This window comes from Streptomyces silaceus (genome assembly GCF_001419745.1).
GTDB lineage: Bacteria > Actinomycetota > Actinomycetes > Streptomycetales > Streptomycetaceae > Streptomyces > Streptomyces silaceus.
Map to the genome: position 1 here is coordinate 1 of NZ_LIRJ01000301.1, position 15,296 is coordinate 15,296.

Sequence of the window (15,296 nt, forward strand, 5' to 3'; positions counted from 1 at the left end):
CCCCCAGCCCGCACGCCTCGGCCGCGACCTGCTCCCCCGCCCCGTCGAGCCGCGCCACCTCGATGACGTCGTCGACCAGCTCCCGCAGCCGCCCGGCGGACTCCCGCACCAGTTCCGACGGCCGCCCCGGCGGCAGCAGCCCGGCCGCCGTCACCATGCCGGCCACCGGCGTCCGCAGCTCGTGCGCGATGTTCGCCGTCACCTCGCGCTCGGCCTGCAGCCGCGCCGCGAGCGCGTCGGCCATGGTGTTCACGGCGGACGCGAGCTGGGTGATCTCGTCCTTGCCGTGCAGCGGAAGCCGCGCCGTCAGATCGCCGTCCGCGATGCGCCGCGCCGCCCTGGCCTTCCTGGTGAGCCGCCGCCCGAGCCGCGTGGCCACCAGCAGCCCGGCCACACACGCGAGCGCCGTCCCGATGCCCCCGGAGATCCACAGCACCCGGTCCAGGTCCCGTACGGTCGCCGCCTCCCTGTCGTAGGGCCGCTTGAGCGCGACGACCTCCTTGCCGTACTTGCTCGCCGCCCACAGCTGCGGCACCCGCCCGCCGCGGTCCAGATAGACGCCCCAGTTCCCCTTGCCCACCGCGGCGGCGAGCGGCGCCGGCAGGTCGGCGGGGTTGATGAGCGTCCGGTCGCCGTCGATGCCCGCCGCGTGGTCCTGCACGGCGGTCTGCAACCGGTCCCCGATCTGGCTGCGCGCGCCCGCGTACTGCGCCTCGACCGTGCGATGGTGCACGAGGAGCCCCATCACGACGGACACCACGGCCGCGGTGCCCGCGATGGCGATCCCGATCTTCGTACGCAGTCCCATGCCGCTCCCCGCCCCTCAGAACTCCGGAACCGACAGCCGGATGCCCTGGAACTGCACGTTCACCGCCGCCGCGGGAAGCTCCTCCGGTCTCGCCGGCTCGACGGTCGCCCGCCGGTAGTACGCCACCCGCTCCTGCCGCTCCAGTCCGCTGAGCGTCAGCGTCGCGGCGTACGGACGGTTCGCGCACCCGGGCAGGCACCAGTCGCCGCCGAGCTTCCCGGTGGCCCGCGCGGTCGGCCCGCCCCATTCCTTCCAGCTCAGCTCGGAGAGCGCGACGGACTCGGTGAGCCCCACGGACGTCGGCCGTTGCAGCGGCTGCCCCAGCGCGTCGGCGAGATAGACGGGCCCGGTCACCTTGGAGGGCTGGAGCGCGGGCCCCTCGACGCGCAGCCCGCCGGGTTCGCCGCAGCCGCCGACGAGGACGGCGGCCAGCGCGGCGCCACAGGCGGTGACGGAGGTCATGACGGGGCGCGGCATGGATCAAATGTATCCACACCGGCATGAAGCACACATGGGGAAGGAAATCGTCCAGTCACCCTCGGGGGCACGCACACAGCAAAGATCCCGCCCAGTTCGATGAACTGGACGGGATCTCATGTGCAGTGGACCTGAGGGGATTTGAACCCCTGGCCCCCTCGATGCGAACGAGGTGCGCTACCGGACTGCGCCACAGGCCCTTGCAACGAGTGAAACTCTAGCATCCCCATCCGGGTGCTTGGAAATCCGTTCCTGGCTGGTCAGCCAGGGGGATCTCACGAGGCCTCACTCGTTGGCCGCGCGAGGCCGGTCCCCGTCGGCGTACTGGTCGAAGAGCGGGGTGCGGCCGCGCTCGCGGGCGCGCCGCGCGGAGGCCGCCCGGCGCTTGTCGCTGCGCCCTCCGGAGGCGTCGGAGCCCTCGGCCCCGTCGATGTCCGCGCCCTCGCCCCCGGCGCCCTCGGCGGAGGCGTCCGCCCGCGCCCCGTCGGCCGCGGACTCCGCGACCGGCTCCGCCGTGCTCGACCGCGCCGAGCTCCAGGCGTCGGGCGCGCCCAGGTCGACGCTACCGGTGGCGCGCGGGGCGACCGGCGCGGTCACGTACGTGGGCAGCGGCACCGGGACCGGGTCCCAGCTGTCGCCGCGCCCGGGGCCGCGCTGCCGCTCGCGCTGCTGGTCCACCCACTCGGCGTGGTCGGTCTGCTCGACGAGGGCGCGGCGGTCGGCGGCGAGCGCGGACAGACCGGTCTCCGTCTCGGGCGCCGGCCCTTCCTCCGCCTCGTCGACGACGGGCTCCGCGCTCGCGGGCCTGCGGCGCGGCTGCCGCTCGCGCAGCCGCTGCGCCGCGGCCTCGGCCCGGCGCCGGTCCATCGTGTACGTGAAGCGCTTCCGCTCCTGGCCGCGCAGATAGACGATGTACGCGCTCAGCAGCACGGCGGGCGCGGCGGGCGCCCACAGGAAGGCGAGTCCGCCGACAGCGGCCACGACCGCGCCGACCGTGAAGGCGACGAAGAGCAGCACCGTCGTGCGTCGGCGCCGTGCGAGCACCTTGGAGCGCCGGGCGCGCGCGGCGGCCTCCGCGGAGGGGACGCGCCGCGCGGGGTGCGCCGGGGCCGCGGACCTGACCGGGACCTTGGCCGGGGCCTTGGCCCGGGGGGCGGGTTCCGGCTCGCGCTCCCGCTCGCGCTCGCGTTCGGGTTCGCGCTCCGCCGTTCCGGCCGGGGGCGCGACGAAGGCCCGGACGTCCACCGAGTCGGTGATCTCGTCCGGTTCGTCGCGCGACTCCCCGTCCTCCGGCGAGCGCGCTTGCAGGTCCTTGGCGTATCGGCGCTCCATGCCCGCCCGTCCGGACAGCAGCCGGATGGCGGTGCTGAAGCGTTCCGTCGGACGGGCTTCGTTCAGCTCGTCCTGCCTACGGAGCCACATCGGCACCAAGTAGGCGGCCCAGGCCCCGACGATGACTGCGTAGATGAGGCCGCTGCTGCTCACGCTCACACGGTAGAGGGGTTTCCGTGAGGCCATCTGCCAATTGGGCCGGTGTGTCGCACGATCTGGCTGATATCTCGAACTTTTTTTGTGACTGATGCGATCAACAGGCCGTCGACAGCGTGAAATTAATGCCTGAGACAAGACTCATACGAGCCTCGGACGGTCGTTCGGCGATCAATTTCGAACATGTATTTCATTTATGAGGTTCGAGGGCCGGTCTACGCGGTGTTCCGAGGTCGCGCCTGGTGCCAGCGGCGCAACAACCCTTCCGGTACCTCTTCGGCCGTGAGCGCGAAGACGAGATGATCCCGCCAGGCGCCGTCGATGTGGAGATAGCGTGGCCGGAGCCCCTCCTCGCGGAATCCGAGTTTCTCCACGACCCGCCGGCTCGGCGCGTTCTCGGGGCGAATACAGACCTCGATACGGTGCAGCCCGACCGAGCGGAAGCAGTGGTCGACGACGAGCGCGACGGCGGTCGGCATCACACCGCGGCCCGCGACGGACTCGTCGACCCAGTAGCCGACATGGCCCGAGCACATCGATCCCCAGGTGATCCCGGCGACGGTCAACTGCCCGACGAGACGGCCCTGGTACTCGATGACGAAGGGCAGCATCCGGCCCGCGTTGGCCTCCGCGCGCAGGTGACGGACCATCTGGCGGTAGGTGGGGCGGTGCACGATGGGGCCGCTGGCCGTGGGCGGCGGGATCGTCGCCTCCCAGGGGCGCAGCCAGTCGCGGTTGCGCCGGTTGACCTCACGCCAGGGCCGCTGGTCGCGCATCTTTATGGGACGGAGGACGATGTCGCCGTCCGTCAGCTCGACGGGCCAGGAAGGGCTGTTCAGCTCGCACCCCCAGGGGGTACCTCCCAGGCCTTCGAGGCACTGGGGGAAGGTCTGGGATGGTCGCCGCCGCGCAGTTGGTCGACGGCGTGCTTCAGCAGCGGCTCCAGGACGGCCAGGCCGTCGCGTACGCCGCCGGTGGAGCCCGGCAGGTTCACGATGAGGGTCCGGCCCGCGACTCCGGCGAGGCCCCGGGAGAGCGCGGCCGTGGGGATCTTGTCCCTGCCGTACGCGCGGATCGCCTCCGCGATGCCGGGCACCTCGTGGTCGATGACGTGACGGGTGACGTCGGGGGTGCGGTCGGTGGGCGAGATGCCGGTGCCGCCGGTGGTGAGGACGACGTCGTAGCCGGCCTCGACGCCCGCGCGCAGGGCCAGTTCGACGCGGTCGCCGTCCGGGACGACCTGGGGGCCGTCCACGGCGAAGCCGAGCGCGGTCAGGCCCTCGGCGAGGATCGGGCCGCCCTTGTCGGCGTAGACGCCGGCGGCGGCGCGGTTCGACGCGGTCACGACGAGGGCGCGGTAGGACGCGCCGTGCTCGCTCATCCCTCTGCTCCCTTCGATCCTTCTGCTCCCTCGGGTCCCTCGGGACCCTCTGCTCCCTCGCGGGTCCAGTGCCCCGACTTGCCGCCGGTCTTCTCCTCGACGCGTACGTCCGTGATGACGGCCCCCTTGTCGACGGCCTTGACCATGTCGACGACCGTGAGGGCCGCCACGCTCACCGCGGTGAGGGCCTCCATCTCCACGCCCGTGCGGTCCGTCGTCTTCACCGTGGCGAGGATCTCGACGGCGTCGTCCGCCACGGAGAGGTCGAGCTTCACTCCGGAGACGGCCAGCGGATGACAGAGCGGGATCAGGTCCGGGGTGCGCTTGGCGCCCATGATCCCGGCGATCCGCGCGGTGGCCAGGGCGTCTCCCTTGGGCACGCCCTCGCCGCGCAGCAGCTCGATCACCCGCGGCGCGACCAGGACGCGGCCGCTGGCGCGGGCGGTGCGCGCGGTGACGTCCTTGGCGGACACGTCGACCATGCGGGCCGCGCCCGCCTCGTCGATGTGGGTCAGTCGCTGCTGCTCAGGGCCGGGGGTCTCCCCCCGGGAAATCGCGGTCATGTGCTGTGGCGCTCCCGGTCCGGGCCCCGCGCGGTGCGGCGCGCGCGGGCCTGTTGTGCGCGACACGGTACCTCGCGAACGGCCCTTTCAGCCGAGCAGGACCACCTCGACGTCCGCGTCCGGCTCCACCGACGTGGTGTCCTCGGGGACGACGATCAGCGCGTCCGCGTGCGCGAGCGCCGCGATCAGGTGCGAGCCCGAGCCGCCGACGGGCGTCACGCTTCCCGTCTCCGCGTCGTGGCGCCCCCGCAGGAACTGACGGCGGCCCGCGGGCGAGTTCAGCGCCTTGTCGGAGCGCAGCTTCGCGCGCGTGGTGGGCCGGTGCACGTCCGGCAGGCCCATGAGGGTGCGGATCGCGGGACGGACGAAGACCTCGAAGGAGACGTACGAGGAGACGGGGTTGCCCGGCAGCGCAAGCAGCGGGGTGTGGTCGGGGCCGATGGAGCCGAAGCCCTGCGGCTTGCCCGGCTGCATGGCGAGCTTGCGGAACTCCACGCCGCTGCCCGCCCCGATGCCCTCCTCCTCGTCCGGGTCGCCGATGGAGGTCAGGGCCTCCTTGACGACGTCGTACGCGCCCACGCTCACGCCGCCCGTGGTGACCACGAGGTCGGCGCGGATCAGCTGGTCCTCGATGGTGGAGCGCAGCGTCTCGGCGTCGTCGGCGACCGCGCCCACGCGGTAGGCGATGGCTCCGGCGTGGCGGGCGGCGGCGGTGAGGGCGAAGCTGTTGGAGTCGTAGATCTGGCCGCTCGCCAATTCCTCGCCGGGCTGGACCAGTTCGCTGCCGGTGGACAGGACGACCACGCGCGGGCGGGGGCGCACCTTCACCGTGCCGCGGCCGATCGCGGCGAGCAGGGCGATCTGCGGGGGTCCGAGCACCGTGCCCGCGGTCAGGGCGCGGTCGCCGGCCCGGACGTCGCTGCCCTGCGCGCGCACATGCGCGCGCGCCTCGGCGGGGCGGTGCACGCGGACCTCTCCGGAGGCGCCCTCAGGAGCGGCGCTGTGGGCGCGCATGCCGGAGACGGGGCCCTCGCCGAGGCCTCCGTCGGTCCACTCCACCGGGACGACGGCCTCGGCGCCGGGCGGCAGCGGGGCGCCGGTCATGATGCGGGCGGCCTGGCCCGCGCCGACGGTGGGCTGCTCGCCCGCGCCCGCGGCGACGTCACCGATGACGCGCAGGACGGCGGGGAACTCCTCGCTCGCGCCCGCGACGTCGGCGACCCGCACCGCGTACCCGTCCATGGAGCTGTTGTCGAAGGGCGGCAGCGAGACGGGCACCGTCACGTCCTCGACCAGGACGCAGCCCTGGGCGTCGAGGAGTTGGAGCTCGATCGGTTCGAGCGGGCGGACGGTCGCGAGGATGTCGTCCAGATGCTCCTCCACCGACCAGAGGTGGTCCTGGCCGGTGGGCGGTGTCGTCGTGCTGCTGCTCAAAGTGCTACATCTCCTCGGTGACGTAACTGCGAAGCCAGGCCTGGAAGTCCGGGCCCAGATCTTCACGTTCGCACGCGAGTCTGACAATGGCACGCAGATAGTCGCCGCGGTCGCCGGTGTCATAGCGGCGGCCCTTGAAGACCACGCCGTGCACCGGGCCGCCGACCTTCTCGTCCGCGGCGAGCTGCTGGAGGGCGTCGGTGAGCTGGATCTCGCCGCCGCGGCCCGGCTCGGTCTTGCGCAGTATGCCGAAGATGTGGGGGTCCAGGACATAGCGGCCGATGATCGCGTAGTTGCTGGGGGCGTCCGCCGTCTCGGGCTTCTCCACCAGGTCGGTCACCTTGACGACGTCGCCGTCCTCGGTGGCCTCGACGGCCGCGCAGCCGTAGAGGTGGATCTGCTCGGGGGCGACCTCCATCAGCGCGATGACGCTGCCGCCGCGCTGCTCCTGGACCTCGACCATGCGGGCCAGGAGCGGGTCGCGCGGGTCGATGAGGTCGTCGCCGAGGAGCACGGCGAAGGGCTCGTGGCCGACGTGCGGGGCGGCGCACAGGACCGCGTGACCGAGTCCCCTGGGGTCGCCCTGGCGGACGTAGTGCATCGTCGCGAGGTCGCTGGACTCCTGGACCTTGGCGAGCCGGGCCTCGTCGCCCTTCTTCTCCAGGGCCGACTCGAGCTCGTAGTTGCGGTCGAAGTGGTCCTCCAGGGGGCGCTTGTTGCGACCCGTGATCATGAGGACGTCGTCGAGGCCCGCCGACACGGCCTCCTCGACCACGTACTGGATCGCCGGCTTGTCGACGACCGGCAGCATCTCCTTCGGCGTCGCCTTCGTCGCCGGCAGGAAGCGTGTGCCGAGGCCCGCCGCGGGGATGACCGCCTTGGTGATCCTGGGCGTGGGGGGGTGAGACTCAGTCATGCCGACAACCATATCCGGTGCGTATGTGCGGAATCTGTGGGTCCAGATAATTGAGAGGCATATGCGCCCGCTAGGAAGGATTTGTGAGTAACCCATGAGTACGAGCGAAGCCGGCGGCCAGCCAACCAAGCGCATGTTGCGGCGAGACTTCCTCGCGGTGAGAAGCGGGTTGACTGAGGATGACGCACGGAAGGCGGCCGCGGTTCTCGCCGAACGCGCGCTGGAGCTCCCGGAGCTGGCCGGGGCGCGGACCGTCGCGGCGTACGTCTCCGTGGGCGCCGAGCCCGGCACGCGCGCCCTCCTGGACACCCTCCACGCGCGCGGGACGCGCGTCCTGCTGCCGGTCCTCCTCGCGGACAACGACCTGGACTGGGGCGTGTACGACGGGGAGGGCTCCCTGTCCCGCGTGCAACACCAGGGAAAGATGCAGCTGTTGGAGCCCTCGGGGGCACGGCTCGGCCCGGACGCCGTCCTGGCGGCGGACGCCGTGCTGCTGCCGGGCCTGGCCGTGGACACGCGCGGGATGCGGCTCGGGCGCGGCGGCGGCTCGTACGACCGGGTGCTCGCCCGGCTGGAGCGCGCGGAGGCCGATCCCGCTCTCGTGGTGCTCCTGTACGACTCCGAAGTGGTCGCCCACGTCCCCGAAGAGGCGCACGACCGGCCGGTGCACGCCGTCGTGACGCCGTCGGGGGTGCGCCGCTTCCGCTGACCCCCGTGACACCGATGCCCCCCCGCGACACCGAAAGGGCCCTCCACGCGTGCGTGGAGGGCCCTTTCGGATGCGGCGTGTGGCGTGCGGGATCAGCCGTACGGGATCAGGGGCGGAGCACCAGCTTGTCGCTCGTGGTGGTCTCGACCGCCTTCTCCGAGTGCGCCCACGGGAGCAGCTCGCCCTTGGCCCACTTGTCCGTCTGGTCGGTGTAGTGGTCGTTGTACGCGTGCCCCGAGGCGCCGGTGAGGTTGATCCACTTGGACTTGTCGAGGTCCTTGAGGTTCACCACCATCCGCATCGACGGCACCCAGACCACGCCGTAGCCGCCCGCCGCGTTCCAGCCGGTGGCGTTGACCGCGGCCTCGCCGCCGCCGAGGTTCCACGGGCCGCGGTTGAGCACGAACTGCAGCCAGCCGGGGCCTTCGGTGCCCAGCGTCTGGTTCTTCAGCGTGAGGCGGTGCAGGCGGCCCCAGCTCCAGGTGTCGACGTCCTTGCCCAGCTTGGCCGTCAGATCCCAGCGCGCGTCCTTCATGGCCCGCTTGAACAGCTGGTCGCGGGTCTTGGTCTCCTCGTCCCTGCGGGTCGAGGGCGCCTTCCACCAGTCGTTGTCCTGGTCGTCGAGGATCTTGCGGACGACCTCGAAGTAGCGGTCGCCGCCGTCCGGCTGCGCCGAGTCGGCCTCGCGCTCGCCGCACTCGCGGACCTTGGTGCCCTCGTCGGCGGGACGGGTGTTGCCGGCCGGCTCGACGTTCAGGCACTGGCCCTTGACGCGCAGCTCCTTGGGGAGCTTGTTGCCGAAGGCGAGCTTGAGGATGTTGCGCCAGACCGAGTTGAAGTACGCGGCGGCCGCCGAGTCGGCGTCCTGGGTGTAGTCCCAGCCCTCCAGGAGCTGCTGGGCCTCGCGGACGTACTTGTCCTTGACGTCGATCTTGAGCAGCTTGGGCACGAGCAGCTTGGCGATCTCGCTGCTGTTGTCCATCTGCATGAGGCGCATGTCCTCGGTGGAGATCTTGCCGCCGTTCTTGATCTTCGACTGGATGAGGTCGTCGATCCGCTGGCTGCGCGCTCCGTAGCCCCAGTCCGAGGTGAGCTTGTACGGGTACTTGCCCTCGCCGTCCTCGATCACGGCCTGGTTGGCGGTGACGATGTAGCCGCGCTTGGGGTCGTACTCGTAGGGCAGGGCGTCCTGCGGGATGTAGTCGGTCCAGCGGTAGTCGGGGTCCCAGCCGGGGGCCGGGAGCGAGCCGTCGCCCTTGCCGCGGACCGGGATCTTGCCGGGCGCCTGGTAGCCGATGTGGCCCTTGGTGTCGGCGTAGATCAGGTTCTGGGAGGGCACTTCAAAAGAAGCGGCCGCCTTGCGGAAGTCCGTGAAGTCCTTCGCCCGGTTCAGCTCGAAGACGGCGTCCATGGACTTGCCGGGGGTCAGCGCGGTCCAGCGCAGCGCCACTCCGTAGCCGTCGCCCCGGTCGGGCGCCGCGGTGTCGACGCCCGCCTTCTTGCCGACCTTGACCAGTTCGTCGTCGCGGTCGGACAGGAGCGGACCGTTGTTGGTCTCGCGGACGGTGATCTTCTTCTCCTTGCCGCCGGCGACCTTGATGGTCTCCTCGCGGGAGGTGAAGGGCAGCACCTTCTCGCCGTACAGGTAGCCGTCCCCGGTGAACTTCTCCAGGTACAGGTCCGTGACGTCGGCGCCCAGGTTCGTCATGCCCCAGGCGATGTCGTTGTTGTGGCCGATGACCACGCCCGGCATGCCGGAGAACGTGTAGCCGGAGACGTCGTACTGGCACTTCGAGGAGACCGACCGGCAGTGCAGGCCCATCTGGTACCAGACCGAGGGCAGCTGCGGCGCCAGGTGCGGGTCGTTCGCCAGGAGCGGCTTTCCGGTGATGGTGTGCTCTCCGGAGACGACCCAGGAGTTCGAGCCGATGCCGTTGCCGTTCGGGCCGAGGATCGCGGGGACCTCGTCCAGGGCGTCGGAGAGGCCCGAGAGCTGCGTCTGGAGGCCCTGGGGCGCCTGCGTGCCGCCCGCCAGGCCCGTGCCCGCGGTGCCGCCCGTACCGGTGCCGGACTGGGTGGAGGTGCCCTTGGCGTCGTACTCCTTGGTGGCGCTGTTGTAGGCGCCCTCCCGGACGACGGGCTTGTTCCGCTTGTAGGGGTACTCGGGGTACAGGTCCTTGATCTGCGACGGGCCGAGGCGGCTCGTCATCAGGGAGCGGTCGATCTCGTCCTGCATGTTGCCGCGCAGGTCCCAGGCCATCGCCTTGAGCCAGGCCACGGAGTCGACCGGATCCCACTTCTCCGGCTTGTAGTCGTTCTCGAAACCGAGCGCCGCGTACTCGACGGAGATGTCCTTGCCGTCCTTGCCCGCGAGGTAGGCGTTGACTCCCTTGGCGTACGCCTGGAGGTACTTCTTCGTCTCCGGCGAGAGCTTGGACTCGTACTCCTTCTTCGCCACCCGGTGCCAGCCGAGCGTGCGCAGGAACTCATCGGTCTTGACCTGGCCCTTGCCGAACATCTCGGAGAGCCGACCGGAGGTCATATGACGGCGGACGTCCATCTCCCAGAAGCGGTCCTGCGCCTGGACGAAGCCCTGTGCCATGAAGAGGTCGGCGTCGGACTCGGCGTAGATCTGCGGGATTCCGTTCCCGTCCCGCTTCACGTCGACGGGTCCGGAGAGGCCGTCGAGCTTGATCGTCCCCTTGGTCTGCGGGAAGGAGGCGCGCACGGTGCTGATGCTCCAGTACGCGCCGAAGCCGATGCCTCCGACGATGGCCAGGACCAGGACGATCACGACGAGTCGGGCTCGGCGCCCCTTCTTCTTGCCGGACTTATGACCGGAAGAGGCGGTGGTGTTGGAGGGCATCGCTGTCCTTGCTGTCCTTACGCGAGCGGCAGGGCGGGCTGTGCTGTCGAGTGGGCGGCTCTGGGAGCGCTGGAGCAACCATAGGCGCAGGGAGTTGCGACTCCGGACGCGGAGTCAGGAACCCGCCTCCCAGAAGATCGAATAGTTATTCGATCGCGTCAAGAAGTCGTTAACAATTAGGTAAGGTAACGAAGTACTCGGCCACACGAGGAAGGAACGGCCCCTGACTGTCCACCACCTCAACCAGCTCCTGCTCGTCTGCTCGCTCGTTCTGCTCGTCGCGGTCGCGGCGGTCCGCATCTCGTCGCGCAGCGGGCTCCCCAGCCTGCTGCTGTACCTCGGCATCGGCGTCGCCATGGGCCAGGACGGCATCGGCGACGTCCAGTTCAGCAACGCCGAGCTCACCCAGGTCATCGGCTATGCGGCCCTGGTCGTGATCCTCGCCGAGGGCGGCCTCGGGACGAAGTGGAAAGAGATCAAGCCGGCGCTGCCCTCGGCGGCCGCGCTGTCGCTCGTCGGTGTCGCGGTGAGCGTCGGCGTCACGGCCGCGGGCGCGCACTACATCGTCGGCCTGGAATGGCGGCAGGCGCTCATCATCGGCGCGGTGGTCTCCTCCACGGACGCGGCGGCGGTCTTCTCCGTACTGCGGAAGGTGCCGCTCCCCTCACGCGTGACGGGTGTGCTGGAAGCGGAGTCGGGGTTCAACGACGCCCCGGTGGTGATCCTCGTCGTGGCGTTCTCCACGGCCGGACCGGTGGACGACTGGTACGTACTGATCGGCAAGATCGCCCTGGAGCTGGCGATCGGAGCCGCGATCGGCCTCGCGGTGGGCTGGCTCGGCGCCTACGGCCTGCGCCACGTGGCCCTGCCCGCCTCCGGCCTCTACCCCATCGCCGTCATGGCGATCGCGGTCAGCGCGTACGCCGCCGGGGCCATGGCCCACGGCAGCGGCTTCCTCGCCGTCTACCTCGCCTCGATGGTGCTCGGCAACGCCAAGCTGCCGCACTGGCCCGCCACCCGCGGCTTCGCCGAGGGGCTCGGCTGGATCGCCCAGATCGGCATGTTCGTGCTGCTCGGCCTGCTGGTCACCCCGCACGACCTGCTCGACGACACCTGGCCCGCGATCATCATCGGCCTGGTCCTGACGGTGGTGGCACGGCCCCTGGAGGTCGTGATCAGCCTGCTGCCGTTCCGCATGCCCTGGCAGGAGAAGGCGCTGCTGTCCTGGGCCGGCCTGCGCGGCGCGGTGCCCATCATCCTGGCGACGATCCCGATGGTGAGCGACGTCGAGGACAGCCAGCGGATCTTCAACATCGTCTTCGTCCTCGTCGTCGTCTACACCCTCATCCAGGGCCCCACGCTGCCCTGGCTGGCCCGCAAGCTGCGGCTCGGCGACGGCTCGGAGGCCGCCGACCTCGGCATCGAGTCCGCCCCTCTGGAGCGGCTCCAGGGGCATCTGCTGTCGGTGGCCATCCCGGAGGGCTCGCGCATGCACGGCGTCGAGGTCGCGGAGCTGCGGCTGCCCACGGGGGCGGCGGTCACGCTGGTCGTGCGCGACGGCGAATCGTTCGTTCCGCTGCCCGCCACGGTGCTGCGCCGGGGCGACGAGCTCCTGGTGGTGGCGACCGATCCGGTGCGGGACGCCGCCGAGAAGCGGCTGCGTGCGGTCGGTCACGGCGGAAAGCTCGCCGGATGGCTGGGAACCGATGGAGAAAAGCACTAAACGTCTTGAGCATCGTAGGTGTCAGGCGTCTCATCGGCTGTAATCACAGGGGCGGATCACACCGTCCCCTGTACGATGAAGGCACCTGATCGAACCAACTCTGCCTGAAGCAGAGCTGGCGCGACCGTATGGCGGCCGGGGCGTCCTCGCAGTGGAGCCCGGCATCTACCGCAGTTCCGCGCAAGAGGACAGCTCTCGGCGCCCCCGCACGGGCGCGCTACCAGGCGGCAGAAAGGCACGGGCCGTGGCATCCACGGTCACCGAATCCCGCCCGGGTTACGGACAGCTCCTGCGCACCCCGCGGGCCTGGACGTTCCTGCTGCCCGGCTTCGCGGCACGACAGCCGTTCGCGATGCTGACGATCTCCATCGTCCTGCTGGTGCAGCACACCACCGGCTCGTACGGCGCCGCGGGCGCCGTCTCGGCCGTCACCGGCGTCTCCATGGCGCTGTTCGCCCCCTTCAGCGGCAAGCTCGCCGACCGGTTCGGACAGCGCGCCGTGCTGATGCCCGGCGTGCTGATCCACTCCGCGTCCGTCGTCACCCTGACGGTGCTCGCGCTGTCCGACGCCCCCTTGTGGGCCCTTTTCGTCGCCGCCGTGCCCACGGGCGCCTCGACGCCGCAGATCGGCCCCATGGTGCGGGCCCGCTGGGGCGTCAAGCTCCAGGACTCGCCCCTGGCCACCACCGCGGCCGCCTTCGAGTCGGTCACCGACGAGCTGACCTTCGTCCTCGGCCCGCTGTTCGCGACCGCGCTGTGCACCACCATCGACCCCGCCGCCGGACTCCTCACCGAGGCCGGCCTCACCCTGGTCGGCGGTCTGCTGTTCGCCGCGCAGAAGAGCACCCAGCCCCAGCCGTCCGCCCATCACGGGGAGCACGCGCGCGTGGAGCACGCCTCCGCGCTGCGCGTCCCCGGAGTGCGCGTCCTCATCGTCACGTTCCTCGGCATCGGCGCCGTCTTCGGCGGCATGCAGGTCTCGCTGGCGGCCTTCACCGAGTCGATCGGCGAGCCCGGCCTCAACGGCGTCCTGTACGGCACGTTCGCCGCGGGCAACATGCTCTCCGGCATCGTCTGCGGCGCCATCGCCTGGAAGGTCTCCCCGCAGCGGCGCCTCCTGGTCGGGTACGCGGCGCTGACCCTGATGGCCTCCGGCCTGTGGGCCGCGCACTCCGTGCCGCTGCTCGCCGGGCTCGGCCTGCTGGTCGGCGTCTGCATCGCGCCCGCCCTGATCACCGGCTACACGCTGGTGGACAAGCTGGTCCCGCCGACCGGCCGCACGGAGGCCTTCACCTGGCTGACGGGCGCGGTAGCGCTCGGGCAGGCGGCGGCCGTCACGGTCGCCGGACAGCTGGAGGACCGCTTCTGGGACGGGGCCGGATTCCTGGTCCCGCTCGGCGGCACGGCACTGGCCCTCGCGGTCCTTCTGACGCTGCGCTCGCGGCTCGTCCCCACGGTCCCGGCCCGCACGGTGGCGCGTGGCGTCGGTCACCGAGTTCCGGTCACGGTGGACTGATCTCGCGGAATACGTCACTATGGACCGTCGTTAGCACTCATCGAGTGAGAGTGCCAGGAGGAAGCAAGTGCCGACGTACCAGTACCAGTGCACCGAGTGCGGCGAGGGCCTCGAGGCGGTGCAGAAGTTCACGGACGACGCCCTGACCGTGTGCCCCAGCTGCGACGGACGCCTCAAGAAGGTGTTCTCGGCCGTCGGCATCGTCTTCAAGGGTTCCGGCTTCTACCGCAACGACAGCCGCGGCTCGTCGTCCAGCAGCACGCCGGCCGGCTCGTCGTCGAAGTCCTCGTCGTCCTCCTCGGACACGAAGTCGTCTTCGTCGTCGTCCTCCTCGTCCTCGGACTCCAAGTCGTCCGGGACCTCGTCGACGTCCACGTCGTCGACCTCCGCCGCGTAACAGCGGCCCGCACACACGTCCGGTGTGACCCCGCCGTCCCACGTCGGCGGGGTCCTCGGCGTTTTCCGGGGCGGATACTGTGCGCTCCATGGTGAACACGGCGAACGCTTCGCAGGCCGGGATCGGCGTGATCGGCGGCTCCGGCTTCTACTCCTTCCTCGACGACGTGACCGAGATACAGGTCGACACCCCCTACGGGGCGCCCAGCGACTCCCTGTTCCTCGGCGAGATCGCCGGCCGCCGGGTGGCCTTCCTGCCCCGGCACGGCCGCGGCCACCATCTGCCGCCCCACCGCATCAACTACCGCGCCAACCTCTGGGCGCTGCGGTCCGTCGGCGTACGCCAGGTGCTCGGCCCGTGCGCGGTCGGCGGGCTGCGGTCCGAGTACGGGCCCGGGACGCTGCTGGTACCGGACCAGTTGGTGGACCGCACGCAGTCACGCCCCCAGACGTACTTCGACGGGGTGCCGCTGCCCGACGGCAGCGTGTCGAACGTCGTGCACGTGTCGCTGGCCGACCCGTACTGCCCCGCGGGGCGCGCCGCCGCCCTGAAGGCCGCGCGGGGCCGCGACTGGGAGCCGGTGGACGGCGGGACGCTGGTCGTCATCGAAGGGCCGCGCTTCTCGACCCGTGCGGAGTCGCGCTGGTACGCCGACCAGGGCTGGTCGGTGGTGGGCATGACCGGGCACCCCGAGGCGGTTCTCGCCCGTGAACTGGAGCTCTGCTACACGTCGTTGACCCTGGTCACGGACCTGGACGCGGGCGCGGAGACCGGCGAGGGCGTCTCGCACGACGAGGTCCTGCGGGTGTTCGCCGCCAACGTGGACCGGCTGCGGGGCGTGCTGTTCGACACCGTGGCGGGGCTGCCGGAGGGCAGCGAGGCGCGGGACTGCCTGTGCGCGGGGGCGCTGGGCGGGATGGATCCGGGGATTCGGCTGCCGTGAGGCGGGATGCTCGGGGGCTCGGGGCCGTGAGGCCGTCTCTTAGAGACATCTGATGCCGCCGACGAATAGAGAGGT

At 71.1% G+C, this 15,296-nt stretch carries 14 protein-coding genes and 1 tRNA gene; 5 read left to right on the forward strand and 10 right to left on the reverse strand.

Translation table 11 applies throughout. The features are described from left to right. The 9 genes from AOK22_RS26120 to galU form a co-directional block, all read right to left on the reverse strand. A partial coding sequence (locus AOK22_RS26120; RefSeq protein WP_157872285.1) for a HAMP domain-containing protein occupies positions 1–808 on the reverse strand: 808 nt, incomplete at its 3' end. A gap of 15 nt (positions 809–823) precedes the next feature. After that, a complete protein-coding gene (locus AOK22_RS26125; RefSeq protein WP_055701164.1) occupies positions 824–1,285 on the reverse strand; it encodes a hypothetical protein in 462 nt (153 codons plus the stop codon). A 126-nt stretch (positions 1,286–1,411) separates the two neighbouring features. Further along, positions 1,412–1,485, reverse strand: a tRNA-Ala gene (locus AOK22_RS26130). An 85-nt stretch (positions 1,486–1,570) separates the two neighbouring features. Next, positions 1,571–2,770, reverse strand: a complete 1,200-nt coding sequence (sepX, locus tag AOK22_RS26135; protein ID WP_055701176.1) for a divisome protein SepX/GlpR — start codon at positions 2,768–2,770, stop codon at positions 1,571–1,573. A 218-nt stretch (positions 2,771–2,988) separates the two neighbouring features. Beyond that, the gene (locus AOK22_RS26140; RefSeq protein ID WP_079036812.1) at positions 2,989–3,612 is read right to left on the reverse strand and encodes a GNAT family N-acetyltransferase; all 624 of its coding nucleotides are present in this window, start codon (positions 3,610–3,612) and stop codon (positions 2,989–2,991) included. Beyond that, a complete protein-coding gene (locus AOK22_RS26145) occupies positions 3,609–4,154 on the reverse strand; it encodes a MogA/MoaB family molybdenum cofactor biosynthesis protein (RefSeq protein ID WP_055701166.1) in 546 nt (181 codons plus the stop codon). The genes AOK22_RS26140 and AOK22_RS26145 overlap by 4 nt, the downstream gene beginning before the upstream one ends. Further along, a complete protein-coding gene (gene moaC / locus AOK22_RS26150; protein ID WP_055701167.1) occupies positions 4,151–4,717 on the reverse strand; it encodes a cyclic pyranopterin monophosphate synthase MoaC in 567 nt (188 codons plus the stop codon). The genes AOK22_RS26145 and moaC overlap by 4 nt, the downstream gene beginning before the upstream one ends. An 87-nt stretch (positions 4,718–4,804) precedes the next feature. Then, positions 4,805–6,151 carry a molybdotransferase-like divisome protein Glp gene (gene glp, locus AOK22_RS26155; protein ID WP_055701168.1) on the reverse strand — a complete coding sequence of 449 codons (1,347 nt, stop codon included), beginning with the start codon at positions 6,149–6,151 and terminating at the stop codon, positions 4,805–4,807. Between the two features lie 4 nt (positions 6,152–6,155). Next, positions 6,156–7,067: a UTP--glucose-1-phosphate uridylyltransferase GalU gene (galU, locus tag AOK22_RS26160; RefSeq protein ID WP_055701169.1), complete on the reverse strand. Its 912-nt coding sequence runs from the start codon at positions 7,065–7,067 to the stop codon at positions 6,156–6,158. Between the two features lie 133 nt (positions 7,068–7,200). Here galU and AOK22_RS26165 point away from each other — a divergent pair, with 133 nt between their 5' ends. Beyond that, positions 7,201–7,776: a 5-formyltetrahydrofolate cyclo-ligase gene (locus AOK22_RS26165; protein WP_237773534.1), complete on the forward strand. Its 576-nt coding sequence runs from the start codon at positions 7,201–7,203 to the stop codon at positions 7,774–7,776. A gap of 106 nt (positions 7,777–7,882) precedes the next feature. On the opposite strand, the gene AOK22_RS26170 is transcribed toward AOK22_RS26165, so the two are convergent. Further along, a complete protein-coding gene (locus AOK22_RS26170) occupies positions 7,883–10,642 on the reverse strand; it encodes a penicillin acylase family protein (protein WP_055701171.1) in 2,760 nt (919 codons plus the stop codon). 223 nt (positions 10,643–10,865) lie between these two features. Here AOK22_RS26170 and AOK22_RS26180 point away from each other — a divergent pair, with 223 nt between their 5' ends. The 4 genes from AOK22_RS26180 (at position 10,866) to AOK22_RS26195 (ending at position 15,221) form a co-directional block, all read left to right on the forward strand. Then, the gene (locus AOK22_RS26180) at positions 10,866–12,365 is read left to right on the forward strand and encodes a potassium/proton antiporter (protein ID WP_079036814.1); all 1,500 of its coding nucleotides are present in this window, start codon (positions 10,866–10,868) and stop codon (positions 12,363–12,365) included. Between the two features lie 244 nt (positions 12,366–12,609). After that, entirely contained in the window at positions 12,610–13,881 is a 1,272-nt protein-coding gene (locus AOK22_RS26185) for an MFS transporter (protein WP_055701173.1), read from the forward strand. A gap of 67 nt (positions 13,882–13,948) precedes the next feature. Next, entirely contained in the window at positions 13,949–14,278 is a 330-nt protein-coding gene (locus AOK22_RS40045; RefSeq protein WP_079036815.1) for an FmdB family zinc ribbon protein, read from the forward strand. An 88-nt stretch (positions 14,279–14,366) separates the two neighbouring features. Next, positions 14,367–15,221, forward strand: coding sequence for an S-methyl-5'-thioadenosine phosphorylase (locus tag AOK22_RS26195; RefSeq protein WP_055701175.1), 855 nt, complete (start codon positions 14,367–14,369; stop codon positions 15,219–15,221). The last annotated feature ends 75 nt before the right edge of the window (positions 15,222–15,296 follow it).

Coding starts and splice junctions, on each gene's coding strand:
- AOK22_RS26125 (WP_055701164.1), bottom strand. CDS start 1,285: ATGCCGCGCCCCGTCATGACCTCCGTCACCGCCTGTGGCGCCGCGCTG.
- AOK22_RS26145 (WP_055701166.1), bottom strand. CDS start 4,154: ATGAGCGAGCACGGCGCGTCCTACCGCGCCCTCGTCGTGACCGCGTCG.
- moaC (WP_055701167.1), bottom strand. CDS start 4,717: ATGACCGCGATTTCCCGGGGGGAGACCCCCGGCCCTGAGCAGCAGCGA.
- galU (WP_055701169.1), bottom strand. CDS start 7,067: ATGACTGAGTCTCACCCCCCCACGCCCAGGATCACCAAGGCGGTCATC.
- AOK22_RS26165 (WP_237773534.1), top strand. CDS start 7,201: ATGTTGCGGCGAGACTTCCTCGCGGTGAGAAGCGGGTTGACTGAGGAT.
- AOK22_RS26170 (WP_055701171.1), bottom strand. CDS start 10,642: ATGCCCTCCAACACCACCGCCTCTTCCGGTCATAAGTCCGGCAAGAAG.
- AOK22_RS26195 (WP_055701175.1), top strand. CDS start 14,367: ATGGTGAACACGGCGAACGCTTCGCAGGCCGGGATCGGCGTGATCGGC.